The organism is Methylotenera sp. E1MeOHC1 (genome assembly GCF_058745595.1).
The window spans coordinates 2,219,228-2,245,790 of sequence record NZ_CP196025.1; the positions used below are offsets into that span (position 1 = coordinate 2,219,228).

A 26,563-nucleotide genomic window follows, 5' to 3' on the forward strand; every position below is an offset into this window, starting at 1 on the left:
TAGTGGTTTTATCGATTTCTGTTGTGGCTTTAGCGAAGCTGTGGTTCGTTTAAAAGTAGTTATTATTGTGATAGCGCATTAGGCCCTAGAAATTTTTATATTTTTAGGATGTGGGATTTAAGGTGAAATAATGAAAACGAATATTTGGATATCAAAACTTTTGCAGGCAACCATGTTGCTTGGTTTAACCTTAGGTTCGGCTTTAGCTGTTGCTGAAGATCAGGCTGGGCTAACCAATAAAATTGAGAGTGTCGACTATTCAACGCTACCTGGTGGTCGTGTCAGTATTCGTGTGAAAACAACAGAGCCTCTGGCAAATCCGCCGGCTGGATTCACACTTAATAATCCCTCTCGTATCGCATTAGACTTTCCAAAGGTTGGTAATGGTTTAGCTAAAAACAATATTCCGGCAGAAGCGGGTTCATTAAAGAGTGTTACGTTAGCACAGGGTAAAGATCGTACCCGTATGGTACTTAATCTATCAAAAAACGTAGGTTATAGCACAACAGCAAAAGGGAATGAAATAACGATTCTTTTGCAGGCAAATGAGGCGTCAGCAGGGACTGGCCTAGAGACTAAATTCTCAGAGCCAATTTTGGGTAATAAAGCGGCTGCCATTAATAACATAGACTTCGTGCGCGGCAAAAATGGTGAGGGACGTATTATTGTTGATTTGTCTGACGCATCAGCTGGTATAAATATCAAGCAAAAAGGTAAAACTATCGAAGTTGATTTTATCAATACTGATGTACCCGCTAATTTGCAACGTCGTTTGAATGTGATCAATTTTAATACACCTGTGCTTTATGTTGATACGATAAAACAAGGCAAAAACGGGCGTATGACTATTGAGCCTAAAGGTAACTGGGAGCAGTCTGCATATCAGGCAGATAAAAAATTCATCATCGACGTGCGTCAGGTGGTAGAAGACCCGAATAAATTAGTGCGTGGTTCAAAGCCTGGCTATGCTGGGGAGAAGCTGTCTTTAAATTTCCAAAATATTGAAGTACGTGCTGTGCTGCAGGTGATTGCAGACTTCACAGGCTTGAACATCATTACCAGTGACACAGTAACTGGTAATCTTACACTGCGCCTTAAAGATGTGCCTTGGGATCAAGCGCTTGAGATTATTATGCAAAGCAAGGGCTTGGATAAGCGAAAAAATGGCAATGTGATTTTAGTAGCACCTGCAGATGAAATTGCTGCTAAAGAAAAACAAGCCTTTGAAAGCCAGCAGCAAATTGATGATGTTGAGCCACTTCGTACTGAGGTATTCACTTTGAAGTATATGAAAGCTGAAGCTTTAAAAAATATTTTAAGTGACCCTAAGCAAAAGATCTTGTCTAAACGCGGCAATGCCGTATTGGATCCACGTACCAATACCGTATTTGTGCAAGATACGCCTAAGTATTTAGAGCAAGTGCAAGCTATCATTAATAAGACAGACATACCTGTCAAACAGGTGATGATTGAGTCGCGCTTGGTGATTGCTGATGACAAATATAGCAAAGCGCTAGGTGCTAGACTAGGTGTTACTCAAACAGGTACTCCTGGTAATAGTGTTGGTACCTTAAGCGGTAGTTTGGGTAATCGCCCAACAGCAGTGTCAACCACAGGTGTGATTACTCAAGGCACTCACAATGGTGCTGTGCAAACTACATTAACTAATGGCAACCTATTTACCAGCTCCGATGGGCAGCCGGATTTACTATCGAATCTCGCTGTTGCAAACGCGACTGGGTCAATTGCCTACAGTATTTATAATGTCGCAGCTGGTTTGTTACTCAATTTAGAGTTAACCGCGATGGAGACTGATCAACGCGGTAAGATTGTGTCCAGTCCACGTGTTATTACCGCTAATCAGCACAAAGCCAAAATAGCGGCAGGTACGGAGATACCTTATCTGCAAGCTTCAAGTAGTGGTGCTACTAACGTTGCGTTTAAGCCTGCTGTATTGAGTTTAGAAGTGACGCCGCAAATTACACCGGACGAAAAAATCATCATGGAGCTTGATATTAAGAAAGACAAAGTCGGCCAAATATTCAATGGCGTACCCTCGATAGATACGCAAAATATTAATACCCAAGTATTGGTAGGTAATGGTGAAACTGCAGTGCTAGGGGGGATTTTTGAACAGATTGAACGTGATGATGTGAGTAAAGTACCATTCTTTGGAGATCTGCCACTTTTTGGTAACTTATTTAAGAAGAAAACTCGTCAAAATGATAAAACAGAGCTGTTGATATTTATCACCCCGAGAATAGTTGATGAACGATTGACGTTACAGTAACAGGTGATGTTGATTATGTAGCGACATTACAGTTCATAGTTTTGATAAAATGCCCATCTAGAATATGATGGGCATTTTATTTTGCAGGTCTTTGTGTCATTACATAATGGTGCTAGTTTAATGCGCTAAAGCTATGAAAATGTTTGCAGGCAATAAGGATGGTTTTAATTTGAATAATATCTATTTTATAGGTCTGATGGGTGCAGGTAAAACCACCATAGGGCGAATGCTCTCTAAACAGCTAGATAAAGAATTTTATGATTCAGATATTGAAATTGAGCGTAGAACTGGCGTAAAAATCCCACTTATTTTTGAGTTGGAAGGTGAGGATGGATTCCGTAAGCGCGAGACACTTGCGCTTGAAGAGTTGTGTCAGCTTGACGATATTATTATGGCAACAGGCGGTGGCGCGGTGCTCATGCCTGAGAATCGTGTCTTATTGAAAAATAGTGGAAAAATCATCTACCTGCGAGGCAAAGTTAATGATTTATACCAGCGTACTCGACATGATAAAACCAGACCCTTACTGCAAGGCGGGAACATGAAGCAAAAACTGGAGCGTTTGTATTTAGAACGCGATCCAATTTACACTAGTTTGGCCGATTACATTGTGGATACCGGAGCCCAATCTGCACTTGAAATTACTAGTTATATTGAAGATTTATTAAAAAAGTAAACATGGTTATGCAAACACTAAAAGTAGAATTAGCGAATAGAAGTTATCCGATATATATAGGGCGATCACTTATTTCAAATGCAGACTTGATACTGCCGCATTTGAAGCGCAAACATGTGGCCATTGTGACCAACACAACGGTAGCACCTCTGTATCTTGAGACTTTAAGCAATACGCTACAAGCTGCAGGCGTGACGGTGATTCCAATTATATTGCCTGATGGTGAGGCGTATAAAAATAGTGAGACGCTTAATTTAATTTATGACGCATTACTACAAAGTCGCTGTGAGCGTAGCACCACATTAATCGCACTTGGTGGCGGCGTAATTGGAGACCTAACAGGCTACGCTGCTGCGACTTATCTACGCGGAGTTCCGTTTATACAGATACCTACTACGCTACTATCGCAGGTGGACTCATCTGTTGGCGGTAAAACTGGTATCAATCATCCGCTTGGTAAAAATATGATAGGTGCTTTTTACCAGCCGCAACTGGTGCTGGCTGATATCGATACGCTGCAAACCTTACCTGCGCGCGAGTTTTCTGCTGGTATGGCTGAGGTGATTAAGTATGGTTTAATCAGGGATGCAGAGTTTTTTGATTGGTTAGAAATGCACATTGAGCAATTAATGGCATTAGATGAGCAGGCTATCACAGAGGCCATTTACCGCTCATGCAAAAATAAAGCAGACGTGGTTGCGCGTGATGAGCACGAAACAGGTGAGAGAGCCTTGTTGAATTTAGGTCATACATTTGGACACGCAATAGAAAATGCGATGGGCTATGGCGTTTGGCTCCACGGTGAGGCTGTGGGTGCTGGCACCATGATGGCTGCAGATTTGTCTCGACGCATGGGGTGGTTGACCGCTGATGAGGTGACGCGAATTCATCAGCTATTAACTGCTGCAAAACTACCGTTAGATGCGCCAAAGCTAGGTGTGGATAAGTACCTGAATTTAATGCAGCTAGATAAAAAAGTGGCTGATGGAAAAATTAGACTGGTACTACAGCAGGCAATAGGTAAGTCAGTAATTACCAGTGATTACGACGCTGAAAAACTAAAAGAAACTCTATCTTTATCGTCTACGTAATTGTTTCTCTTAACACCAGCCTGGCGCATCCTGATAATGCTAGGCTGGTGAGTTGCTGACCTAAGCAAAATCTTATTGAGTTATTTCAGGCAGTGGCCGGCTAGGCTATTGCGCTAGCTTGCTAGAACTGGTTTACCTATATAAGATAGAAGCATGAATACTCTTGCTCCTTATGCTGCTAATCCAGATCAATCTATAGGGCGGCATCATGCTGAACCCGCTTCGTCAACGCGCAATGCATTTCAGCGTGACCGTGACCGTATTATTCATTCCACTGCCTTTAGGCGCCTAGAATATAAAACACAGGTGTTTGTAAACCATGAGGGTGATCTGTTCCGCACGCGATTGACGCATAGCCTAGAGGTTGCCCAAATGGCGCGTGGCATCGCAAGAACTTTGAATCTGCATGAAGACCTTACCGAGGCCATTGCGCTGGCGCATGATCTTGGGCACACCCCATTTGGCCATGCCGGGCAAGATGCACTTAATGAGTGTATGCGTGATTACGGTGGGTTTGAGCACAACTTGCAGTCGTTACGCGTAGTCGATCAATTAGAGCAGCGTTATGCAGAGTTTGATGGCTTAAACCTCACGTTTGAAGTAAGAGAAGGCATACTTAAGCACTGCTCAATTAGAAATGCAAAGCAGCTTGGTGATGTAGGCGTGCGGTTTATCGAAAAAACCAGCCCTAGCCTAGAGGCGCAATTGACAAATTATGCAGATGAAATTGCTTATAACAACCATGATATTGATGATGGCCTGCGCTCAGGGTTAATCAGTATTGAGCAGTTATCGACAGTAGGGCTGTTTGCGCAAAATCTAGCTGAGGTGAAGGCGAAATACCCTGTATTAGAACAAAAACGGTTGGTGCATGAAACAATACGCCGCATGATTAACACGTTGGTTGTAGATTTGTGTACACAAAGCGCAAAAAATATTGCACAGCATCAGCCTGCTAGCATTGATGATATTCGGAAGCTACCGCAATTAATCAGTTTTAGTGAAGACATAGCTAAACAAAACTTAAAGCTAAAGCAATTCTTACGCAAAAACTTATACCAGCACTATAAAGTGAATCGCATGAGCGCTAAGGCGGTCAGAATTGTGCAAGAGCTATTCGCGTGCTTTTATGAAAATACAGGGCTATTACCAAACGAGTTTCAACTATATGCCGAAGTAGATAAAGCGCGTGCGGTTGCGGATTATATTGCGGGCATGACCGACCGATTTGCAATAAGAGAGCACCGTAAGTTATTTACAGTAGAAGAATATTTGTAGATTACGCTAATAAAGGTCTGCCGCTAGCACAGCTAAGACTGACCTATTACTGGTGCACTGCAAGTAGAGTTGGCGACTTGTTGGCCACAAGAGTCTGCGCATGACTCGCTAGGGTGGCTAGCGGAGACAAGTCCATCAGCGAGCCTTCTGTTATAAATCTATCTGTAGAAAGTTGTCGTGTTGCAAAATTACAACAATTGTAAGTAATTGTGACAAAAAGCCCAACTTTTAGTTGTAAGCCTAAAAATCTTTGTGCATACTACGCTCTACCTTCTTAGTGAATGCTACTTGAGTAGTAAACGTTGAGAGAGTTTGCAAACTTTCTCTTTGGTTTGGTTGCCGTAACGGTAACAAACTGATGAGGTAATCGAGTAATAAAAATAGTAATATTTTTTAGGAGATTTATATGAAAACAACAATTAAATTAGCAGTTGCTTCAGCTTTAGTAGCTGCAGCTTCAAGCGCACAAGCTGGTATCACAATCCCAGCTGGCGATTGGACATTGGACATCGGTGGTGTTGTAAACGCTTACTACACAACTACTAAATACAGCGGTGACAACGGTGGTACAACTGCTTTAGGTTTAGGCAATGGCGATGCAGCTTCATCAAACAACATCACTACTGGCTTGTTACCAAACTACCTATCAGTTTCTGGTAAAACACGTCAAAACGATTTAGACGTTGGTTTCACAATCAGCCTCAACCCAGGTGCTTCTACAGCATCTGCAGGTAACCAAGCTGCACAACAAGAAAACCGTCAAGCATTCTTGACATTTGGCGACAAATCATGGGGTTCTATCAAGTTAGGTAAAGATCTAGGTATCTACGCATCTGACGCTATCTTGAACGACATGACATTGTTGGGCGTTGGTGGCGGTGCTGGTGCACTAGCTGGCAACACAACAACATTGGGCCGTATCGGTACTGGTTTCATGTATGCTGACTGGAAATCACAAGTTGCTTACTCATCACCAAACTGGAATGGCTTCAGCTTTACAGTTGGTTTGACACAAGGTTGGAATGCTACTAAATCTGATACAGATACTGTAACTGTTTTCAACAGTGCTACAAGCACAGGTCGTAGCGGTGCAGGTTCTGCTTACGAAGGTAAAGCTTCTTACGAGTGGGCTGGCGACGTAGCTGGTAAAGTTTGGGCTTCAGGTATCTACCAAAAAGTATCTGGTTTAGCTGGTGCTGCAGGTGGTGCTGACCGTGCTCAAGCATTCGATATCGGTACTACAGTTAACGTAGCTGGTTTCGGTTTAACTGGTTACTACGGTAAAGGTGATGGTATTGGTCAAACATTCCAATTGCGCGATGGCTTTGATGCTCAAGGTCGTTCACGTGATTCAGACCAATGGTACGTACAAGGTACATACACAATTCCAGGTGTAGCTACTAAATTGGGCGTTTCATACGGTGAATCTACACTTGACGGTAACTCAGGTGAAACATTCAAAGATGTTCAAGACAGAATGTGGACAGTTGGTGCTTACCACCCAATCACAAAACACTTGAACTTAGTTGCTGAGTACTCAGAATCTGAGCGTGATTTAGACAACCGTGCAACAGCTGACGTTAAAGCTAAAGCAAAAACTGTTTCTTTAGGCGCGATCTTATTCTTCTAGGATAAGGCAGGGGTTACCCTGCAGTGTTTAAGTAATAGATTAGAAAACGGCAACTTAGGTTGCCGTTTTTTTATAGATGTTGTCTAGTAATAAAATTTAAAGAGATCTTGTAATGAACTTATATCCAGTGACAGTCATTAGCGATTTTTATGATAATCCCGATGAAATAAGGAAATATGCACTTTCTCAGAAGTACACCTATCGTCATGAAATGAAAGATGCTAGCTACGTTTTCCCCGGGTGTCGCACGAAAGATTTGCGCGATATCAGTGCATCACTTTATGATAAGGTATGTAAGAAGTTAATCAGTATATTTCATATTCCTGAGCACGATGTGATGCGCTGGCAGATTAGCACTAGCTTTCAAATTGTTGGTGCTGAATATGGGGCAGGTTTGATTCATCAAGATCAAAATACCGTGTTTGCAGGCGTGTTGTATTTAACACCCAATGCTCCTTTAGATGCAGGAACATCCTTATTTAGAAAAAATTCCTCATATAACGATGAGTTGTACTGGAAGACAATTAAAGGGAATGATGATAATTTTAAGAGTAAGTCACCAATAGACTTTAGTTACCACAGCATGTTTGACGAGGTAATCAGAGTTAATAACGTATATAACACCTTAATTTTGTTTGAGGGGGATATCCACCACTGTGCTAACCAGTTCTTTGGCGATACCAATAATAATGCGCGACTAGCGCAGGTATTTTTTATTACTAAAATTGATGCTAATAAGCAAAGTTCATTTCCAGTGTTGCGAGTTAAAAATCAGTCGATATAGTGGTTGGCTAGCTGACCTAACGATTAGTGCTCATATAGTTAATAGGCGTTAACTATATGAGATTTACCAGCTTACTCTTCTATCCCTAGTTCCTGAATCTTCCTCGTGAGCGTGTTGCGCCCCATACCTAATTGGTTAGCAGCTTCAATCCGGCGGCCATGTGTGTGCTCTAGTGCTTTTTCAATCAGAATGCGCTCAAAGATTTGCGTACGTGATTCCAGTACATTTTGTTCGCCACGATTGAGTGCGTCGGTCACTTCTGCTGCCAGTGCCTCTTGCCATGAGCCGTTTGAGTCTACTTTGTTGCCGTCTTGTTTTAACTCTGGCGGCAGGTCTGCAATATCAATATTTTGGCCAGGTGCCATCACGGTAAGCCAGTGGCATACGTTTTCCAGTTGGCGTACGTTGCCGCTCCAGTTGACGGCACTTAAGAACTTGAGTGCTGCAACAGAAGGTTGTTTAGCCTCAACACCAAGTTCAGTCGCACTGTGTTGTAGGAAATGCTTAATCAGTAGTGGGATATCTTCACGGCGCTCACGTAGCGCTGGCAGGCGCAGGCGAATTACGTTAAGGCGGTGAAATAGGTCTTCACGGAATAAGCCATTTTTAACGCGTTCTTCCAAGTCTTGGTGGGTTGCTGCAATAATGCGCACGTTTACTTTAATCGGTTGGTGGCCGCCAACACGATAGAATTGACCGTCACTCAGTACGCGTAATAGGCGCGTTTGCAGGTCAGCTGGCATGTCACCAATTTCATCTAAAAACAGGGTGCCAGTGTCGGCTTGCTCAAAGCGCCCGCGTCTACCTGCGGCCGCGCCAGTAAATGCGCCACGTTCATGCCCAAATAGCTCTGACTCTAATAAGTCTTTCGGAATTGCTGCGGTATTGATGGCGATAAAAGGTTTATCTGCACGTGGGCTGTGGCGGTGTAGTGCGCGCGCAACAAGCTCTTTACCGCTGCCTGATTCACCGTTGATTAGTACCGTGGCATGTGAGCGGCTTAAGCGGCCAATCGCCCTAAAAACCTCTTGCATGGAGGGTGCTTGGCCAATGATTTCAGGCGTGTCTTCAGCTACTGCGCTGAAGCCATTTTCAGAAGCTTGCCTAGTGCTTTCTTCTACAGCACGTTTAATGATGTCTATTGCCTGATCAACATCAAAGGGTTTGGCTAGGTATTCAAACGCACCACCTTGAAATGCCGCTACTGCGCTTTCAAGGTCAGAGTAAGCCGTCATGATGATGACCGGGATGTCTGGGTGTCTGCGTTTTATCTCGCTGAGGAGGTCTAACCCAGAACCATTCGGCATGCGGATATCGCTGACGACAACTTGCGGTTGTTCATGATCTAGCGCATTGAGTGCCTCTACCACTGAGGGGAATGTTTTGAACTCAAGGTCTGTACGTGCGAGTGCTTTTTCAAAGACCCAGCGTATAGATTTGTCGTCGTCAATAATCCAAATTGGTTTCATAGGTTTCTCATTTATCAGCGGTGCCATGTAAGTTGCACAAAATTTTGCTTATTATTCTCTTTGTATCTACTTCATTTAATATCGTGGTCTGTAGGGTACAGCGCACGATTATTGCATTTTCGCAGTCGGTTTAATTGCTGTAGTTTCTATTGGTAGCAGTATCGTGAAACGTGTATTACCCGGTGTGCTTTCGCAGTCGATCATGCCGTGATGCTGGGTTACAAAGGTTTGAGCGAGTGTTAAGCCAAGTCCGGTTCCGCCTTCGCTACCTGATACTAGTGGGTAAAAAATACGGTCACGTATATCAGCGGGAATGCCAGGTCCGTTATCAATAATCTCCAGTTTAATGGCGACTCGGTAACGTTTTCTAGCAAGGGTCACTTGTCTTTCTGCACGTGTTTTAAAAGTAATTTGGCTGTTAGGTGTTTTATTGGCTTGCATCGCTTGTACAGCGTTGCGTGCAATATTTAATACCGCCTGTATTAGTTTCTCACGGTCGCCAATAATCTCTGGCAGGCTTAAATCATAATCACGTTTTATTAGAATACTGCGTGGAGATTCAGCCAGCAGTAAGCTACGTACACGCTCCAATACCTCATGAATGTTAGTTGGCTGATACTTTGGTACGCGATGTGGAATTAAAAGTCTATCCATTAAGGCCTGCAGTCTATCAGCTTCCTTAATAATCACTTGTGTGTATTCGCGTAGGCTAGGAGATGGTAACTCGTGTTCTAGCAGTTGCGCTGCGCCGCGCAGGCCGCCAAGCGGGTTGCGGATTTCGTGTGCTAAATTACGTAATAGCTCTGCATTGGCTTGTTGTTGGATGAGCATGCGTTCTTCACGGGCGATTCTTAATTGCGCATCCATTGGTTGGAATTCTAAAATCAAGCTCGCTACCACTGACTCTATAGGAGTCACTGTGCAGGTGACGGCAAAAGAGTTATGCCGATGGGTGCTGATAGTGAACTCATGCTCACGGAATGGGCTCTGTTCTTTAATGGCATTGTTTACTGCAAGCATTAAGATTTCGCAGTCCGGAAATACCTCATTGATATGTTGGCCAATGATTTGGGTGGCACTAAAGGCAAATATAATTTCAGCACCAGGGTTAACGTAAGCAACGCGGCAGTGATCATCCAAAAGGATGATTGCGGTTGCTAAGTGCTCTAGGCCAGCAAAGTGGTCTGGCGTTGGTTGAACCATAATAGTGCTTCACTCGTCATTTCATTGATTGACTTATCATAAGCAAAAGCTAGACCAGTTTTCACGTGTTGTATGAATAAGTTTTTTACATACACCGTAGTCGTGCATGATGATGATTAACCTATTGAATATCAATGTTAAAAAAACTTGGCGATACTGTCCGTCTGGATTTTTTTAATCAATAGAATCTATTTGACCCTGATATTTATATGATTAAGTATAGCAGGAATAGAAAACAAAAAAGCCGCTACTGCACCTAAATGGTGCGGTAGCGGCTTTGCTCGTTGTTCAGGCCGGGTAATTTAGCGTAGTGAATCGATTTCTTTTTGTAATAGCTCGATATTTTTCTTGTGATTGTCCACATTAGCCTGCAAGTTTTTCATTTTCTCTTCAAATTTTGGGACGTTTCTAAATGTTTGCCCTGTGGCTGTTCTGTAAACCTCTGGGTTTGATTCGCCTTCCGCATAAGCTTTGTTCGCCTCTTCAAGTGCGAGTTTTTCAGCCTCAAGCTCGTTGCGCAGGATTTCTCTACGTTTGCCATCGCGTTGATTTTGCGTGTTGGCATCTACGCGCGGAAAGCTATCCGGCGTTGCTGTTCGCTTAGACGTGGCAGGGCTTGCTTTGGGTTTGTTGTCATTGGTGATGGCGTTAGCATCGGGGTCTAGCTCAAGACGAGTTGCACCTTTGCTTTTAATGTTGGAGTAAGTTACTCGGCCATCAGCATCTACACGCTTATAAATTTCAGCAAATGCATGGCTTGAGAGCGTAATAGCAATCAGTGATAAAAATAAGTGTTTTTTCATGAGGTGAGTTTATTAGAGTTAATCAAATAAGGCAACATGGATTAAGTTGAGGGGCCGTTCACCGCTTAACGATTGCTTACTGTATTGCGTTGACGTTGTTGTTGGCATGGATTCTTAGACGCTAAAAATCAAAAAGGGCGATAAATCGCCCTTTTTGATTGAATCAAACTAACAACACATTAGCAAGAGTAGTACAAGCCAAACTCAGCAGGGTGTGGTGTCATGCGTACTTTGTTTACTTCTTCCATTTTCAATGCAATGTAAGCATCGATCCAGTCATTAGTAAATACGCCACCTTTAGTTAAGAACTCACGGTCAGCATCAAGTGCTTCCAAAGCTTGCTCTAGTGATGCGCAAACTGTTGGGATTTTTGCATCTTCTTCTGGTGGAAGATGGTACAAGTCTTTAGTTGCCGCTTCACCTGGGTGAATCTTGTTTTGCACGCCATCTAAACCAGCCATTAGCAATGCAGAGAATGCTAAGTATGGGTTAGCGATTGGATCTGGGAAGCGCGCTTCAACACGGCGACCTTTGTCAGAATGCACAAATGGAATGCGGATAGAAGCTGAACGGTTTTTAGCTGAGTAAGCTAATTTAACTGGTGCTTCGAAGTGTGGTACTAAACGTTTGTATGAGTTAGTGCCTGGGTTTGTGATCGCGTTTAATGCACGAGCGTGTTTGATGATGCCGCCGATGTAGTAAAGTGCGAACTCGCTCAAACCAGCGTAGCCGTTACCAGCGAACAGGTTTTTGCCATCTTTCCAAACTGATTGGTGAACGTGCATACCTGAACCGTTATCGCCAGCGAATGGTTTTGGCATGAATGTAGCAGTTTTGCCGTAAGCGTGTGCTGTATTCAAAATCACGTATTTTTGGATTTGAGTCCAGTCAGCACGTTGTGTCAATGTGCTGAATTTTGTACCAATTTCACATTGGCCAGCAGTTGCAACTTCGTGGTGGTGTACTTCAACTGGCACGCCTAGTTGTTCCAATGTTGTACACATTGCTGAACGGATGTCGTGTAGTGAATCGACTGGTGGCACTGGGAAGTAGCCGCCTTTAACGCCGGGGCGGTGACCTGTGTTGCCGCCTTCAAATTTCTCGTTTGATGACCATGCGCCTTCTTCAGAGTTGATGCGTACTGAGCTGCCGTTCATTGAAACATCCCATTGGATGCTGTCAAAAATGAAGAACTCTGGCTCTGGACCAAAGTAAGCTGTGTCGCCTAAGCCGCTTGATTTTAAGTATGCTTCAGCACGTTTTGCCAAGCTACGTGGGTCGCGGTCATAACCTTTACCATCAGTAGGGTCTACAACGTCACAAGTTAATACTAGTGTTGGCTCGTCGAAGAATGGATCGATAAATGCAGTGCTTGCGTCTGGCATCAATTGCATGTCAGATGCTTGAATACCTTTCCAGCCAGCGATAGAAGAACCGTCAAAAGCGTGACCTTCTGTAAATTTGTCTTCATTAAAGTGTGACACTGGCACTGTTACGTGTTGCTCTTTGCCGCGTGTATCGGTAAAACGAAAATCAACAAATTTAATGTCGTTATCGATTACCAATTTCATTACATTTTCCACTGACATTAGAATCTCCTATTGGTGTGGTGTGGGTTAAAATAAAACAAGTAAAAATTCAACTCATAAGATTAGCAGGAAACGTGCCAATCTGGATAGCGGTAAACGCTTGAATTTTAGAGGGTAAATTAAGATAGCCTTGCATTGGTGCACCAGTATGATGCATTTTGTGATTTTACGCACAAAATAGGTGCAAATGAGTGTTGGTGACGTGGTTAGTCTCAACAGGTTTAAGCATAATCTTAAAGATGGTTTATTATAATTCGAACGGCAGTAATGGTGTTAAGAAAAAGGTGTTAACAGGTTGTTTTTGGACATGTAATTTAAGGATAAATGCATCATGAGTGATATACAGGAAATTTTAGCATTTGCAGAGAAGCGTGCGATTGAAAAGCGTTTGCCATACGCGGGTGCGCTGACGCCGCAAGAAGCTGATGCGATTTTGCGTGCTGATGCGAGTGCGCAGTTGGTGGACGTACGCACCAAGGCTGAGCTGGAGCTGGTGGGGCGTGTGCCATCGGCGTTGCATGTAGAGTGGGCTTTTTACCCAGGAATGGTGGCTAACCCAGATTTTGCAGCGCACTTACAGGCACAGCTTAATCAAAAAGGCGCGGATAAAAATACGGTGATAATGTTTCTCTGCCGAACTGGCGGACGCTCACACAATGCAGCCGTGGTTGCTGAGTCTTTAGGCTATTTGCATGCGTATAACGTGCTTGAAGGATTTGAGGGCGATGCCAATGAATATAAGCAACGCACGCTGATTAATGGTTGGAAGCATGCGGGCTTACCTTGGACGAATTGATGATGGTGGATAAGTATGCGGTGATTGGTAATCCAATCGCACATAGTAAGTCGCCCTTGATTCATGCTGCTTTTGCCCAGCAAACGGAGCAAGCCATGAGTTACGAGGCTATTCTAGCGCCGCTGGATGGGTTTGAGGCTACGGTTGAAGCGCTGATGGCGAGTGGTTATAAGGGGTTGAATGTCACTGTGCCGTTTAAGTTTGAGGCATTAAAGTTTGCGTCTACGCGCGGCAAGGTTAACTCTTTTGCGGATAGAGCCGGTGCATCAAATACCCTGATATTTAATACGAGCACAGGTGTTATTGCAGACAACACAGACGGTGTGGGGCTGGTGAACGATATCACTCATAATATTAAGTTTGATATCCGTCATAAAAGGGTGCTGGTGTTAGGTAGTGGCGGCGCTGCTTTTGGGATTCTTCAGCCTTTGGTTGAGGCGGCTCCGGACTCTATTGTGATTGCTAATCGCACATTTCCTAAAGCAGAAGAGGCAGTCAATCTTCTTGCTGAGATTGTTAAAGTAAGCAACAGTGACGTCTTAAGTTTTCCTAAGCGTTTTGAGGAGTTGGATGGTTTGCAATTTGACTTAATCATCAATAGCACATCCGCCGGTTTGACCGATACCGCTCTGCCTATTTCCGATACGATTTTTGCTGAAGGTTGCCTTGCTTACGACATGATGTACGGTCGCGAAACGCCGTTTATGGCGCAAGCACGCCGTAATGGTGCGCAAGTGGCAGATGGTCTGGGTATGTTGGTAGAGCAGGCAGCTGAGGCGTTTTATTTGTGGCGCGGCGTGCATCCTGATACTAAACCGGTGATGGATAAGATAAGGGCGTTAGCAATATGATTACTTGGTTGATGAATAGTAAGCCTAATGCAGCGCCGCTCAGTGTTGGCGCTTATTTAGAGCGTGCTGCGGTGCTTTTTGTGGCTTTTGTGCTGTTGTATCAGGTGTGGATATTTTTGCATATTTGCTGGTGGATTAAATTTAACCCTTCTTCCAGTGCTTTTATGGAAGACCGTTTGGAGGTTATTCAAGAGGATCGCCCGGATGCAGAGCTCAAGTATAAATGGGTGGATTATGAAAAAATATCTAATCATTTAAAGCGTGCGGTGATTGCCTCAGAGGATGCAAAGTTTCTTGATCATGAAGGCTTTGATTGGGATGGCATACAGAAGGCTTATGAAAAAAACCTGAGAAAAGGCAAGATCGTGGCTGGTGGTTCGACCATTAGTCAGCAGTTGGCAAAAAATCTGTTTTTATCCACCAAAAGAACACCTTGGCGTAAAGGACAAGAGGCCATCATTACCATCATGCTGGAAAACGTCATGTCTAAACGGCGCATTCTAGAGATTTACCTCAATGTGATTGAGTGGGGGAATGGAGTGTTTGGCGCTGAGGCTGCTGCACGGCATTACTATAAAACGAGTGCAGCGGGATTAAGCAAAGGGCAGGCGGCAAGGTTGGCGGCGATGATCCCTAACCCGCGCTTTTACGATAAGCATCAGTACACACGTTATCTCAATAGGCGCACTGGCACGATACAGGCCAGAATGCATATGGTGCCTGTGCCCTAAGCGTAGGTGAGTGTGTTGGTGGGCTAAATGGTTGTGATGTGCATCTGAGGCATTATCATCCGTGATAAAAGGAAGGGCGTATGCAGTCACTAGAGGATTTTTTTAATTCGATTGTTAACTTACCTAGCCTGCCTAAGGTGGTGCAAGAGGTGATGCAGCTACTCAGTAATGATGATGTTGATATTAATCAGCTGGCGAGCGTAATTAAGCAAGATGCAGTTATTGCCGCCAAGGTGCTGAAAATGGCCAACTCATCATTTTATGGTGTGACGCGTGCTGTTAAAAATATCGACGATGCGGTCGCCATTTTAGGCTTGGCTAAGCTTAGCTCTTTAGTGATTGCCAGTGGTGTGACTGGCGCTATTGTTAATGTGCCAGGTTTGGATTTAAAAAGATTCTGGCGCCATAGTCTGGTTGCCGCTAGTATCAGCCGTGACATTGCCAAGCAGTTGGGGCTAGATGCTGAGGTGGCGTATATCGCTGGGCTATTGCATAACATTGGTGATTTATTGCTGCATTTGGTGTCTCCCGCAATGTCTAGTGAGGTGAGTGCTTTATGTGTGGATGCCGGCACAGAAAAGCGATGCTTGGTGGAGCGTGATGTGATCGGTTTTGATCATTGCCAGATTGGCGAGGAGCTTGCGCTACGCTGGGGATTTCCGTCCGAAATTTCACGCGCATTGCATTACTACGCGACGCCACTGGATAAAAATGCTTGCGGAATTGCGCCTGTGGTTTATATCGCGGTGCAGATTGCGCAAGGGTTGGTGCGTGGCGATGATGTCAATACCACAGTATTTGCTTTAAATGCGGAAGTGACTCAGCGCTTGAAGTTCAGCGAGGAGACTTGGCTGGCGTCGGTTGAGCGTTATCGTGAGTTGTTGCAAGAAGCCAATGCGATGATTTAGTTCTGCAGTTTCGGCATTGCCGCCGGTTTGAGGGGCTAAAGCTAGTATTCATTTTGAAGCGCTGATTAAAATGTAGTGACGTATTTTAATCAGCGCTTTTTAGTGTGCAGCCTGTTTAAAGCATCAGTTTTAGATATTTAGCCGTGTAGCTAACATCGCTTTTGGCGACTTCTTCAGGGGTGCCTTCAGCAATCACCATGCCGCCGCCATCGCCGCCTTCTGGACCCATGTCTACAATCCAGTCCGCGGTTTTAATCACATCCAGGTTATGTTCAATAATCACAATGGTATTGCCTGCGTCGCGTAGGCGGTGAATCACATCTAGCAATAATTGAATGTCGGCAAAGTGTAAGCCGGTGGTTGGCTCATCTAGAATATAAAGCGTGCGTCCCGTATCGCGCTTGCTTAGCTCCAGCGCAAGCTTCACGCGCTGTGCCTCGCCGCCAGATAGCGTAGTCGCGCTTTGTCCTAGTGTAATGTAGCCTAAACCTACATCAAGCAAGGTTTGCAGTTTTCTGGAAATCACAGGCTGTGCACTGAAAAAGGCGTGGGCTTGCTCTACGGTCATCCCTAGAATTTCATGGATGTTCTTACCTTTGAACTGAATTTCTAGCGTTTCACGGTTGTAACGTTGGCCTTTACAAACATCACATGGCACGTAAACATCGGGCAAGAAATGCATTTCTACGCGTAATACGCCATCGCCTTGGCATGCTTCGCAACGCCCGCCTTTTACGTTAAATGAGTAGCGGCCTGGGCCGTAACCGCGCGCACGGCTTTCCGGTACGCCAGCGAATAAATCGCGAATCGGTGTAAATAAGCCAGTGTAGGTGGCCGGGTTGGAGCGTGGGGTGCGGCCAATCGGGCTTTGGTCCACGTCGACCACTTTATCAAAGAATGCTAAACCGTCGATTTCGCCGTAAGGTGCAGGTTCGGTGCTGCTGCCGTACAGATGCTGTGCAACGATGCGATATAACGTATCGTTAATCAAGGTAGACTTGCCGCTGCCAGATACCCCAGTGATGCAACTGAGTAAGCCAACCGGTAGCTTTAAGGTTACGTCCTTCAGATTGTTGCCGGTAGCATGGCTCATGGTGAGCCAGCGCTCTGGGTCTGGTGCTGTGCGTTTTTTGTTATAAGTGATTTGGCGTTTACCGCTTAAATATTCACCGGTAACAGAGTTGATATTTTCTTTAATTTCGGCAGGGGTACCTTCTGCCACAATGCGTCCGCCATGCTCGCCTGCACCAGGGCCAATGTCGACCACATAATCTGCAGCCATAATCGCATCTTGGTCGTGCTCAACCACAATAACGCTGTTGCCAATATCGCGTAAGCGTTTGAGTGTGTCGAGTAAGCGGTCGTTGTCGCGTTGATGTAAGCCAATTGATGGCTCATCTAATACATACATCACGCCAGTTAAGCCGCTGCCGATTTGTGATGCGAGCCTGATGCGTTGTGCTTCACCGCCAGAGAGCGTTTCCGCCGAGCGTGACAGTGATAAATACTCTAGCCCAACATTGGTTAAAAACTTTAGACGATTGCTAATCTCTTTAACGATCTTATCTGCAATTGCTAGTTTTGCGCCTGTCAATTCAAGCGAATCAAAGAAAGTAAGTGCTAACTTTAGCGGCACTTGGCACACTTCGTGGATATTTTTGTTACCCACTTTTACGTGGCGCGCTTCTTTGCGTAAGCGTGTGCCTGCACAGTCCGGGCAGCTTTGTGAGTTAAGATATTTTGCCAATTCTTCACGTACAGTTTGTGAGTCTGTTTCGTGATAGCGGCGCTGCAGGTTATTTAAAATACCTTCAAACGTGTGGATTTTTTGGTAAAACACACCACGTTCGTTTAGGTATTTAAACGGGATTTCCTCTTTACCGCTGCCGTTGAGCAGTATTTTTTGAATCGGCTCGGGCAGTTGTTCAAAGGTTGTGTCTAAGTCAAATTGGTAATGCGCTGCTAGGCTAGCCAGCATCTGGAAATAAAACTGGTTACGCTTGTCCCAGCCTTTAATCGCGCCTGAAGCTAGTGATAAATGCGGAAAGGCAACCACGCGTTTCGGGTCAAAGAAATTGATGTTGCCTAAACCATCACAAGTGGGGCATGCGCCCATTGGGTTATTGAAAGAGAATAGGCGCGGCTCTAATTCTGCAAGTGAGTAGTCACATACAGGGCATGAGAACTTGGCTGAGAACAGCAGTTCTTTGTCGGTATCCATTTCTACCGCAATCGCCTTGCCATCAGCTAAGCGTAATGCAGTTTCAAATGACTCTGCGATACGCTGTTTCATGTCTGGCTTGACTTTGATGCGGTCAATCACAACATCGACATTATGCTTGGTGGTTTTGGCTAGTTGCGGCAAGGCATCCACTTCATAGATTTTGCCGTCCACACGCAGTCTGACAAAGCCTTGTGCCTTCAGTTCTTCAAACAGATCAATTTGCTCACCTTTGCGGTTGGAAACCACAGGCGCCAATATCATGAGTTTTGTATCTTCAGGTAATGCCAATACGCTATCAACCATTTGGCTGACCGTTTGCGCCTCTAGTTTGATGCCATGCTCAGGGCATTCTGGATCGCCAGCACGTGCATATAACAAACGCAGGTAATCATGGATCTCGGTCACGGTGCCTACGGTAGAGCGTGGGTTGTGCGAGGTGGATTTTTGCTCAATCGAAATCGCTGGCGACAAGCCCTCAATCAAATCAACATCGGGCTTGTCCATACGTGCCAGAAACTGGCGTGCGTAGGCGGAAAGCGATTCTACATAACGCCGCTGACCTTCTGCATATAAGGTGTCAAAAGCAAGTGAAGATTTACCGGAACCAGATAAGCCAGTAATCACAACCAGTTGATTACGTGGAATATCCAGAGAAATATTCTTTAAATTATGCGTGCGCGCACCGCGAATGCGAATTAAATCCATATAGCTAAATCCATTGTACTTTTACTCACCTGCGTGTCTGATAAAATAGCCGTGTGCTCACGCAGTATTTTATGATGTAGGTAAAGTTTGTGAAAGAGGTGGTGTTTTGGCCCATGAGCCATGCCAGCAAACGCTGCATGCTATAAAATGGGCAATTGACCGTATGCAATTTTATGAAACATTCAGGTTAACATTAAGGCAACCTGCTAATATACCTACTTTTACGCAATTAGCTTAATTATTTTTCATGTCATCACCGCATCATCTCTCATCAGAAAAAATGACCCCGGCAGAAACCCGTGCGACTTTGAGTTTAGCCTCTATCTATGGCTTGCGCATGTTTGGTATGTTTTTGATTTTACCGATTTTTGCTATTTACGCATCAACCTTGCCTGGTAAGCCTAGTAGCTTTATGGTGGGGCTGGCGTTAGGCGCCTATGGGCTAACCCAAGCTTTACTACAATTACCATTTGGCATGGCCTCTGATAAATACGGCCGCAAGCCGATGATTTATCTGGGCCTGGCTATTTTTGCTATCGGCAGTTTGGTTGCGGCCTTAGCTGGCAGTATTGAAGGCATTATTATTGGCCGTGCTTTACAGGGGGCTGGTGCCGTTTCTGCCGTAGTTACGGCTTTGGTCGCGGATTTAACGCGCGACGAACATCGCACCAAGGCTATGGCCACGATAGGTGTAACGATAGGTGTTGCGTTCTCTGTGTCATTGGTTGGTGGCCCAATTTTGAATCAATGGATTGGCGTGCCGGGTATTTTTGCGCTGACTGGCGTGTTGACCTTGGCGGCCATTGCCGTGGTACGTTTTGTGGTGCCAGATCCAGTGCATAGCCATTACCACTCTGATGCCAGTGCCACACCGGCCAGACTAAAAGACGTGCTCAAGAATAAACAACTGTTGCGTTTGAATTATGGCATTTTTGCCTTGCATGCAGCGCAAATGGCGATGTTTGTTGTGGTACCGTTTGCGATTGTAAGCGCCAGTGGGATGCATGAAAACCAGCATTGGCAAATCTATTTACCTATCGTGTTAGCATCCTTCGTGCTCATGGTGCCAGCGATTATTTATGCTGAAAAGCAATCCCAAATGAAGCTTGTGTTTGTGATTGCGATTGCCATGATGTTGGTGGCGCAATTGATGTTTTCAGTGTCGATACATTACTTCTGGGGAATTGTTGCCTCACTCACCGTTTATTTTGTGGCTTTTAACGTGTTAGAGGCTTCACTGCCATCGTTAATCAGCAAAATTGCACCGGCTGCCGCCAAGGGTACCGCGATGGGTGTTTATAATACTGCGCAGTCTTTAGGGATTTTTGTGGGCGGTGCATTGGGAGGCTACCTTTCGCATGTTTACGGCTTTGCAAGTGTATTTATATTTTGTGGCATGATGATGTTTTTATGGCTATTATTAGCGTTTTCAATGCAAGCGCCGTTAGCGGTTAGAACCAAAATGTACACCATGGAAGCGTCTGCTGACCAAATGACAGCAGAAGTAGCGGCGAGCGTGCGAAGCAGTCTCACTAAGCTGGCTGGCGTAATAGAAGCCGCAGTGTTGCCGCAAGAGCGCACTGTGATATTGAAGATAGATAAATCGTATGATTGGGATGACGCCCAAGTGTATCAATTGTTGAGAGGATAAACATGGCATCAGTAAATAAAGTGATATTGGTTGGTAATCTTGGTCGCGACCCAGAAGTGCGCTATATGCCAAATGGCGAGGCCGTATGTAACTTCAGTATTGCAACAACCGATAGCTGGAAAGATAAATCAGGTGCCAAGCAAGAGCGTACTGAGTGGCACAATATTGTGATGTATCGCAAACTGGCAGAAATCGCAGGCGAGTACCTGAAAAAAGGTCGTCCGGTGTATGTAGAGGGTCGTTTGCAAACACGTAAATGGCAAACTAAAGAAGGCCAAGACCGTTACACGACTGAAATTATTGCAGACCAAATGCAAATGCTGGGTGGTCGTGATGGCGGTGGTTCAAATGCTAGTTATGATGGCGGCATGGACCAAGGCAGCGACAGTGATTATAACCAAGCGCCTAGCCAAGGTCAGGCAAGGCAAGCGCCGGCAGCTAAACCTGCAACCAGTGGTTCTGGTTTTGATGATTTTGAGGATGATATTCCGTTCTGAGGTCTACCTGAGATGAAAGTGTAAACAAACCCCATTAACCTAATAATTTAATGGGGTTTTTTCTTGTTTACATCTTATTTTTAATGAGCTAGTATGGTGGCAATTTCCCCAATCCAAAAATAGGGAATTACAAACCTTTTCTGCTTTTATCAAGTTCTTATCAAGGGTTTGTGTATTAAAGAAGTCATTACTATTGTGTTTTCATTTTTTAACTTTGTTAATTTTTACAACAGTTTTATTAATATGTATACGCAACAGGAGATGGCTCTTAGGTAGTTTTAACTCTATTGCGCATACTGCATTCTGGAAAGGTGCATATGAAAAAGATATTAATAGCGTTAGCTTCTACCTCGTTAATCTTCGCAACAAAACCTGCTCTCTCCGCCAGTGTGGCCGGCAATTTTAATGTCACCGTTACCTTGACCTCTGTGTGCACCATGGGCGTTGTCGGTGACTTGGCATTTGGCACCTACACTGCTTTTCAGGCTGGTACGCAAACGGCTACTTCTACTACAGCAACATTGACTTGCACACGTGGCTTAACAGGTGTGACAGCAAACTTTGATACCGCCGCTCCTGGATCTACTGCCGCAGCTGCAGCAACTAATGCTGTAGGTGCGGGCATCATTTCCGGGCTGCAGTATGATATTACTGCCACCCCAGGCTCAATCACTTCAGGAAATGCAGCTACTGCATCCAGTATTGGTACCGCAGACTCTCGCCCATATTCTATTACGGGTAGCATGCCAGCCAGCCAAGCCGGGATAACTTCCTCTGGAACGCAAACGCAGGTTAGAACCTTAACCGTAAATTACTAGTGCTTTCAGGTCAGAGCATGCTTTGTGCTTGCTGCAAGTTGTGTAGCTCAGTAACGATGCTAGCCTTATGTGCTACGTGTAGCACATGGCCGACTCTGGCCTGTGCAGCGCAGGCCAGCAGAGGGGTTAATGTAACGGTTAACTTGCAAGGGGGTAGTAATACACCACCGGCGATCGCGAATCAGTCTAACTCAGCTTTTTGCCAGACTAGCAATCGTCCTGAAGCATTTGGCGCAACCTTTACTGTGGTATGTGCAACTGGCGCAGTCGTGAATATAGAATCAGGAGGCACAGAGCAGTCATTCAGCCCTATACATGGTGGTGCTTATCGCTATGTGTTTCAAGCGAACCGCGGTAGCAATCAATTGGGTGTGATGAATAGCCATGCTGGCACAGGTACTGCCACTAGCTGGCGTCTTATTAATTTAACCGACCGCGATTATCTGGAAATTCTTATCAACTGGTAATCAATTATTAACTGATCGAGGGAAACAATAATGAAAATCTCCTCTACAGAAATTATCGACCATTTTAATAGGTTTATTCTCACAAGGTTTATTTTAGGCACCATATTAGGTTTATTTCTGATTAGTCTAAACGCATATGCTGGGGTATTTTCTGTCACCCCGGTACGCATTTACATGGAGCCTAAAGATCGTGCGGTTGCCGTGACCATTACCAATGATGGCGACGAGCCGCTAGTGATGCAGGCCGACCTGTATACATGGAAACAGAAACCGAACGGCGAAGATGAGCTGACCTTAACGGAAGATATATTTCTGTCGCCCCCTATCATCAAACTGGCTCCAAACTCCCGACAAGTTGTACGTTTAGCTAGACTTACTCCAGCTAAATCGGGTGAGCAATTAACTTACCGCATGATCGTGCGGGAGATTCCAGAAGCAAAATCTGCCAAGCAAGATTTGCAACTGCAGATTGCTTTAGCCTTTTCCATGCCTGTATTTATCACTCCGCCAAACGTCAAACCCCAATTGGTTTGCGAGCTGGGCGCCGGCAGCCTAATTGTAGTATGTGAGAACACCGGCAAAGCTCATGTTCATCCTACGCAAATCAACTTAGAGACAAAAGATGGCACCTTGATCGCAATAGAGGATTCTGGTGCTTATCTGCTCCCTGGCAGCAAACGTAGTTTCCAATTGAAGCCTTCCGAAAAGACCAAGGCCAGCGCGGGCCAATTACCTACTGGTAAAGCCAGAATCGCGGTGGTATTAGATGATGCCAGCAAGCATGAGTATGACGTAAGCATAGCCAACTAAATCAGGCCGCGGTTTGAGCTATCCTGCACATAGCTTTATCTGTTTCTTTGCATTGCTAATTGGCGCAAGCAGGCCTGCTGGTGCAACTCCAGTTAGTATGGCAGCCGAGAGCACACAATATCCGTCATTGATGTTGGCCAAAACACTTAGCCAGAACCTCTTGTCTATGGAGGTAATGGTAAATGGTAGCGAAGTCGGCACATGGTTATTCGTAGAGCAAGCCGGAGTTTTGTATGTGCAGCGTGAAGCGCTGGATGACTGGAGGATCATCGTCAATAAAACCGCACAACCTATCGAGTTCAAAGGTCAGTCATTTTGGCCGTTGGATGCCGTGTCTGGTTATAAAGCAAAAATTGACTTTGCCAACCAGTCTATAGAGCTGTTATTTGCACCGCAGTCTTTTGCTACGACCCGTTTAGATAATGGTGTACCTAAAAGCCCGGTGGTTAGCCCGGTATTACCTAGTGCATTCCTTAATTACGATGTCAGTTACAACCGGATTGATTTACGCGCAGCTCCTTCCACTGAAAACTTGAGCGCACTAGCAGAGATAGGCCTCTCCAATAACTGGGGCGTATTAACTAATAGTTTAAGCGCACGTAATCTAACCCGTGACGAATGGCAGGGGCACAAAAGTCAATTAATACGGCTGGAAACCACATTCACCAAAGACTTCCCTGACCGTAACGAGACATTACAACTAGGCGACACCAGTACCCGTATGGGATTGTTGGGGCGGAATGTCTATTTCGGTGGTATTAAATACGGTACCAATTTCAGCCTGACACCGGGCTATGTGAGCCAGCCATTGCCGGCACTGTCCGGCTTGTCTGCAGCACCCTCTACCGTAGAATTGTATGTTAATGATGTGTTGCGCCAAGTTTCAAATGTGCCTACTGGGCCATTCAGTATCAACAATTTTCCGATATTGACCGGTAGCGGCGATGCCCGCGTGGTGGTGCGTGATTTGTTGGGACGTGAAACGGTAATCCAGCAATCATTCTTCACAGATAGCCAGTTATTAGCCCCTGGCCTACATGACTGGAGTGTTGCAATTGGTAGTGTCCGGCGTGAACTGGGCGCCGAGAATGCCAATTATGGACCTGGCTTTGTAAGCGGTTTGTGGCGTCGTGGCATTAGCAATCAGCTTACTTTGGAAAACAGAACCGCAATTACCAAGGATTCTGCATTATTGCAAATAGGTGCTGTTGAAGCATTGCCGTTCCAGTTATTAGGTAAGACTGCACTCACTGCTAGCCATGATAAATTTCATGGCGCTGGTGCTCAATGGTTGCTTGGCATACAACGCCAGGCATTGCGCTTTGGTGCATCATTTGAAGCCCAAGGCGCTACACAAGACTTTAGGGAGCTAGGGCAGAATGAACGCTTCAAACCGACCAAGTTGCAACTGGCTGGCAATGTCAGCTATGCCACCAATCGTTTCGGCAGTTTTGGTTTCGGTTACGCCAAAATAGCGCAATATGACCGCCCCAGTGTGACGACATTATCCGGCAACTACTCCATACGTGTGGGTAAAGCCAGTACGCTGGTATTGAATGCCAGCGAAGCGCGTACCTCAAGCCTCAATAGCTATTCGGTTGGGGCCACCTTCATCGTTCCATTGGATAACCATCGTCTGGCTAACTTATATGCCAATAGACACAGTTCGCAAACCGATTTTTACGCTACTTACTCGCAAAACCCAAGCGTCGACCAAAATCTGGGTTGGCGTGTATTGACTGGGCAGCAGCAGAATCATGCACGTAATGAAGTTGGCGCTTATTACTATGGTCAACATGGCATATTAACTGCAGACTTTAGCGCCACACCTAATCAGAATGCAACGCGTCTGGGTGCCAATGGCGCACTGATTATTACCGATGGTCACGCTTTTGCCGCACAGCGTTTAACAGATAGCTTTGCGCTGGTTGAAGTGAAAGATTATGCCGATGTAGGTGTAGGCTTAGGTAATGCATCGCAGAGTAAGACCGACAAAAGTGGGGTGGCGTTCTTACCGCATCTGGCCGCTTATCAAAATAACTATATACGTGTGAATCCACAAAACCTGCCGATTAGTGCTGAAGTAGATAATCTGGAAAAAGAGGTAGTACCAGCATGGCGTAGTGGCGTGAAAGCTAAGTTCCCAGTACGTAGCGGTCGCGGGGCTATGCTGAAAATTGTACTGAACGATAGTGATGTGGCGCCATCAGGCGCTATCGTTAAGATTGAGGGTGATGCGCAGGAGTTCTATGTTGCTCGCCGTGGGGAGGCTTTTGTAACCGGCTTGCAAAGCAGCAATAGCGTCATACTTAATTGGAATGAACAACAATGTAAATTTGAGGTGAGTTTGCCACCTGAAAAGCCTGATGAAATTCCGCGTTTAGGTCCGTTAACGTGTAATGGAGTTGCCAGATGATCACATCACAGTTCAAGCACTATTGGTTAGGTTTATTATTGATATGCGCACTTTGCCTGTATGCATCGTCCGCATTCGCAGTGTCTTGCAGCATCACTTCAAGCGGACTTTCTACTACGCATACACCGAACGCGGCCACACCTAATGTCACGCAATCTAGCCTTACGCTGACTTGTAGCCGTGGTACGTTGGAGATAGTTAACTATACAGATTATTCGATAGCCGCTGACGATGGTGTCCATGCATCTGGGGCGCAGAACCGGGCACAGGCCGGTGCCAATGTTATTCAGTATGAAACCTACCAGGGCAGCGCCTGCCCGAGTACCGCGTGGTCTTTATCTAGTCCTATCACCGGCCGGTTAACCATGACTAACTCCAACACTAACTACTCTGTCACCATCAATTACTGGGCGTGTATTCCTATCAATCAGCAGGTGCCGGTTGGTACTTACAATGATACCGTGACCATGACGGTGACTTACACCGATCCTATTGTCGTGCTGAATACCACCAAAACCATCAGCAACACTTTTCTCGTTACCGTTACTAATCCTGCCGTATGCCTAGTCACTAGCATCGGTAATGTTGCTTTTGGTACTTATGTGGCATTTAGAAATACTGCACTGGCAGCAACTCCGGCGAATGTAGTACTGAACTGCACGCCGCAACTGAGTTACACCTTGTCGCTAGATGCAAATACAGGGGTAGTAGCAGGTTTGAATTATTCGCTGTCGCTGAGTGCTAGCAGTAGTTCTGGCACTGGCCCAGGTCAGACGCAGACCATATCTGGCAACATGCCAGCCAATCAAGCAGGGACTTGCAGCGCTACAAGTTGTAACGCCTCAGATCCGAGAGTATTGACTATCACTTACTAGA

At 45.2% G+C, this 26,563-nt stretch carries 22 protein-coding genes; 17 read left to right on the top strand and 5 right to left on the bottom strand.

The annotated features are described in order from the left end of the window. Window positions 1-130 precede the first annotated feature (130 nt). The 6 genes from ACSSU7_RS10415 (at window position 131) to ACSSU7_RS10440 (ending at window position 7,749) form a co-directional block, all read left to right on the top strand. On the top strand, window positions 131-2,290 hold the full coding sequence (locus ACSSU7_RS10415; protein WP_492516416.1) for a type IV pilus secretin PilQ: 2,160 nt from the start codon (window positions 131-133) through the stop codon (window positions 2,288-2,290). A 133-nt stretch (window positions 2,291-2,423) separates the two neighbouring features. Continuing rightward, the gene (locus ACSSU7_RS10420) at window positions 2,424-2,966 is read left to right on the top strand and encodes a shikimate kinase (RefSeq protein WP_492516417.1); all 543 of its coding nucleotides are present in this window, start codon (window positions 2,424-2,426) and stop codon (window positions 2,964-2,966) included. An 8-nt stretch (window positions 2,967-2,974) separates the two neighbouring features. After that, window positions 2,975-4,057, top strand: a complete 1,083-nt coding sequence (gene aroB, locus ACSSU7_RS10425) for a 3-dehydroquinate synthase (protein WP_492517791.1) — start codon at window positions 2,975-2,977, stop codon at window positions 4,055-4,057. Between the two features lie 153 nt (window positions 4,058-4,210). Then, window positions 4,211-5,335 (top strand): deoxyguanosinetriphosphate triphosphohydrolase, encoded by a 1,125-nt coding sequence (locus tag ACSSU7_RS10430; protein ID WP_492516418.1) that lies wholly within the window; start codon window positions 4,211-4,213, stop codon window positions 5,333-5,335. A 406-nt stretch (window positions 5,336-5,741) separates the two neighbouring features. After that, window positions 5,742-6,965 carry a porin gene (locus ACSSU7_RS10435; RefSeq protein WP_492516419.1) on the top strand — a complete coding sequence of 408 codons (1,224 nt, stop codon included), beginning with the start codon at window positions 5,742-5,744 and terminating at the stop codon, window positions 6,963-6,965. A gap of 112 nt (window positions 6,966-7,077) precedes the next feature. Next, window positions 7,078-7,749, top strand: a complete 672-nt coding sequence (locus tag ACSSU7_RS10440) for a DUF6445 family protein (protein ID WP_492516420.1) — start codon at window positions 7,078-7,080, stop codon at window positions 7,747-7,749. Between the two features lie 71 nt (window positions 7,750-7,820). Here the strand turns inward: ACSSU7_RS10440 and ntrC are convergent, their stop codons facing one another. The 4 genes from ntrC to glnA form a co-directional block, all read right to left on the bottom strand. Beyond that, window positions 7,821-9,218 (bottom strand): nitrogen regulation protein NR(I), encoded by a 1,398-nt coding sequence (gene ntrC / locus ACSSU7_RS10445; protein ID WP_492516421.1) that lies wholly within the window; start codon window positions 9,216-9,218, stop codon window positions 7,821-7,823. A gap of 108 nt (window positions 9,219-9,326) precedes the next feature. Next, on the bottom strand, window positions 9,327-10,421 hold the full coding sequence (gene glnL / locus ACSSU7_RS10450; RefSeq protein ID WP_492516422.1) for a nitrogen regulation protein NR(II): 1,095 nt from the start codon (window positions 10,419-10,421) through the stop codon (window positions 9,327-9,329). Between the two features lie 302 nt (window positions 10,422-10,723). After that, the gene (locus ACSSU7_RS10455) at window positions 10,724-11,224 is read right to left on the bottom strand and encodes a DUF4124 domain-containing protein (protein ID WP_492516423.1); all 501 of its coding nucleotides are present in this window, start codon (window positions 11,222-11,224) and stop codon (window positions 10,724-10,726) included. Between the two features lie 179 nt (window positions 11,225-11,403). Continuing rightward, on the bottom strand, window positions 11,404-12,813 hold the full coding sequence (glnA, locus tag ACSSU7_RS10460; RefSeq protein ID WP_331018625.1) for a type I glutamate--ammonia ligase: 1,410 nt from the start codon (window positions 12,811-12,813) through the stop codon (window positions 11,404-11,406). A gap of 331 nt (window positions 12,814-13,144) precedes the next feature. Between glnA and ACSSU7_RS10465 the strand changes: the two genes are divergently transcribed. The 4 genes from ACSSU7_RS10465 (at window position 13,145) to ACSSU7_RS10480 (ending at window position 16,099) form a co-directional block, all read left to right on the top strand. After that, on the top strand, window positions 13,145-13,609 hold the full coding sequence (locus ACSSU7_RS10465) for a rhodanese-like domain-containing protein (protein WP_492516424.1): 465 nt from the start codon (window positions 13,145-13,147) through the stop codon (window positions 13,607-13,609). Window positions 13,610-13,611: 2 nt separating this feature from the next. Then, complete coding sequence (gene aroE / locus ACSSU7_RS10470) at window positions 13,612-14,460, top strand: shikimate dehydrogenase (protein ID WP_492517792.1); 849 nt, start codon at window positions 13,612-13,614, stop codon at window positions 14,458-14,460. Next, window positions 14,457-15,191 carry a monofunctional biosynthetic peptidoglycan transglycosylase gene (mtgA, locus tag ACSSU7_RS10475; protein ID WP_492516425.1) on the top strand — a complete coding sequence of 245 codons (735 nt, stop codon included), beginning with the start codon at window positions 14,457-14,459 and terminating at the stop codon, window positions 15,189-15,191. Before aroE ends, mtgA begins: the two co-directional genes overlap by 4 nt. 80 nt (window positions 15,192-15,271) lie before the next feature. Next, on the top strand, window positions 15,272-16,099 hold the full coding sequence (locus tag ACSSU7_RS10480) for an HDOD domain-containing protein (protein ID WP_492516426.1): 828 nt from the start codon (window positions 15,272-15,274) through the stop codon (window positions 16,097-16,099). A 115-nt stretch (window positions 16,100-16,214) separates the two neighbouring features. Here the strand turns inward: ACSSU7_RS10480 and uvrA are convergent, their stop codons facing one another. Continuing rightward, entirely contained in the window at window positions 16,215-19,028 is a 2,814-nt protein-coding gene (uvrA, locus tag ACSSU7_RS10485; protein WP_492516427.1) for an excinuclease ABC subunit UvrA, read from the bottom strand. 247 nt (window positions 19,029-19,275) lie between these two features. On the opposite strand from uvrA, the gene ACSSU7_RS10490 reads away from it, so the two are divergent. From ACSSU7_RS10490 to ACSSU7_RS10520, 7 genes are all read left to right on the top strand, one after another. After that, on the top strand, window positions 19,276-20,679 hold the full coding sequence (locus tag ACSSU7_RS10490) for an MFS transporter (RefSeq protein WP_492516428.1): 1,404 nt from the start codon (window positions 19,276-19,278) through the stop codon (window positions 20,677-20,679). A gap of 2 nt (window positions 20,680-20,681) precedes the next feature. Beyond that, the gene (locus tag ACSSU7_RS10495) at window positions 20,682-21,176 is read left to right on the top strand and encodes a single-stranded DNA-binding protein (protein WP_492516429.1); all 495 of its coding nucleotides are present in this window, start codon (window positions 20,682-20,684) and stop codon (window positions 21,174-21,176) included. Between the two features lie 317 nt (window positions 21,177-21,493). Then, window positions 21,494-21,994, top strand: a complete 501-nt coding sequence (locus tag ACSSU7_RS10500; RefSeq protein ID WP_492516430.1) for a spore coat protein U domain-containing protein — start codon at window positions 21,494-21,496, stop codon at window positions 21,992-21,994. Window positions 21,995-22,050: 56 nt separating this feature from the next. Further along, the gene (locus tag ACSSU7_RS10505; RefSeq protein ID WP_492516431.1) at window positions 22,051-22,461 is read left to right on the top strand and encodes a hypothetical protein; all 411 of its coding nucleotides are present in this window, start codon (window positions 22,051-22,053) and stop codon (window positions 22,459-22,461) included. A 30-nt stretch (window positions 22,462-22,491) separates the two neighbouring features. Further along, entirely contained in the window at window positions 22,492-23,271 is a 780-nt protein-coding gene (locus ACSSU7_RS10510; protein ID WP_492516432.1) for a fimbrial biogenesis chaperone, read from the top strand. A gap of 13 nt (window positions 23,272-23,284) precedes the next feature. Further along, window positions 23,285-25,687: a fimbria/pilus outer membrane usher protein gene (locus tag ACSSU7_RS10515; RefSeq protein WP_492516433.1), complete on the top strand. Its 2,403-nt coding sequence runs from the start codon at window positions 23,285-23,287 to the stop codon at window positions 25,685-25,687. Next, complete coding sequence (locus ACSSU7_RS10520) at window positions 25,684-26,562, top strand: spore coat protein U domain-containing protein (RefSeq protein ID WP_492516434.1); 879 nt, start codon at window positions 25,684-25,686, stop codon at window positions 26,560-26,562. Before ACSSU7_RS10515 ends, ACSSU7_RS10520 begins: the two co-directional genes overlap by 4 nt. Window position 26,563: the final 1 nt, after the last annotated feature.

What these genes read in the sequence shown, in the direction of transcription:
- ACSSU7_RS10415 (WP_492516416.1), top strand. Translation starts at nt 131, where the DNA reads ATGAAAACGAATATTTGGATATCAAAACTTTTGCAGGCAACCATGTTG.
- ACSSU7_RS10420 (WP_492516417.1), top strand. Translation starts at nt 2,424, where the DNA reads ATGAAAATGTTTGCAGGCAATAAGGATGGTTTTAATTTGAATAATATC.
- aroB (WP_492517791.1), top strand. Translation starts at nt 2,975, where the DNA reads ATGCAAACACTAAAAGTAGAATTAGCGAATAGAAGTTATCCGATATAT.
- ACSSU7_RS10430 (WP_492516418.1), top strand. Translation starts at nt 4,211, where the DNA reads ATGAATACTCTTGCTCCTTATGCTGCTAATCCAGATCAATCTATAGGG.
- ACSSU7_RS10435 (WP_492516419.1), top strand. Translation starts at nt 5,742, where the DNA reads ATGAAAACAACAATTAAATTAGCAGTTGCTTCAGCTTTAGTAGCTGCA.
- ACSSU7_RS10440 (WP_492516420.1), top strand. Translation starts at nt 7,078, where the DNA reads ATGAACTTATATCCAGTGACAGTCATTAGCGATTTTTATGATAATCCC.
- ntrC (WP_492516421.1), bottom strand. Translation starts at nt 9,218, where the DNA reads ATGAAACCAATTTGGATTATTGACGACGACAAATCTATACGCTGGGTC.
- glnL (WP_492516422.1), bottom strand. Translation starts at nt 10,421, where the DNA reads ATGGTTCAACCAACGCCAGACCACTTTGCTGGCCTAGAGCACTTAGCA.
- ACSSU7_RS10455 (WP_492516423.1), bottom strand. Translation starts at nt 11,224, where the DNA reads ATGAAAAAACACTTATTTTTATCACTGATTGCTATTACGCTCTCAAGC.
- glnA (WP_331018625.1), bottom strand. Translation starts at nt 12,813, where the DNA reads ATGTCAGTGGAAAATGTAATGAAATTGGTAATCGATAACGACATTAAA.
- ACSSU7_RS10465 (WP_492516424.1), top strand. Translation starts at nt 13,145, where the DNA reads ATGAGTGATATACAGGAAATTTTAGCATTTGCAGAGAAGCGTGCGATT.
- aroE (WP_492517792.1), top strand. Translation starts at nt 13,612, where the DNA reads ATGGTGGATAAGTATGCGGTGATTGGTAATCCAATCGCACATAGTAAG.
- mtgA (WP_492516425.1), top strand. Translation starts at nt 14,457, where the DNA reads ATGATTACTTGGTTGATGAATAGTAAGCCTAATGCAGCGCCGCTCAGT.
- ACSSU7_RS10480 (WP_492516426.1), top strand. Translation starts at nt 15,272, where the DNA reads ATGCAGTCACTAGAGGATTTTTTTAATTCGATTGTTAACTTACCTAGC.
- uvrA (WP_492516427.1), bottom strand. Translation starts at nt 19,028, where the DNA reads ATGGATTTAATTCGCATTCGCGGTGCGCGCACGCATAATTTAAAGAAT.
- ACSSU7_RS10490 (WP_492516428.1), top strand. Translation starts at nt 19,276, where the DNA reads ATGTCATCACCGCATCATCTCTCATCAGAAAAAATGACCCCGGCAGAA.
- ACSSU7_RS10495 (WP_492516429.1), top strand. Translation starts at nt 20,682, where the DNA reads ATGGCATCAGTAAATAAAGTGATATTGGTTGGTAATCTTGGTCGCGAC.
- ACSSU7_RS10500 (WP_492516430.1), top strand. Translation starts at nt 21,494, where the DNA reads ATGAAAAAGATATTAATAGCGTTAGCTTCTACCTCGTTAATCTTCGCA.
- ACSSU7_RS10505 (WP_492516431.1), top strand. Translation starts at nt 22,051, where the DNA reads ATGCTAGCCTTATGTGCTACGTGTAGCACATGGCCGACTCTGGCCTGT.
- ACSSU7_RS10510 (WP_492516432.1), top strand. Translation starts at nt 22,492, where the DNA reads ATGAAAATCTCCTCTACAGAAATTATCGACCATTTTAATAGGTTTATT.
- ACSSU7_RS10520 (WP_492516434.1), top strand. Translation starts at nt 25,684, where the DNA reads ATGATCACATCACAGTTCAAGCACTATTGGTTAGGTTTATTATTGATA.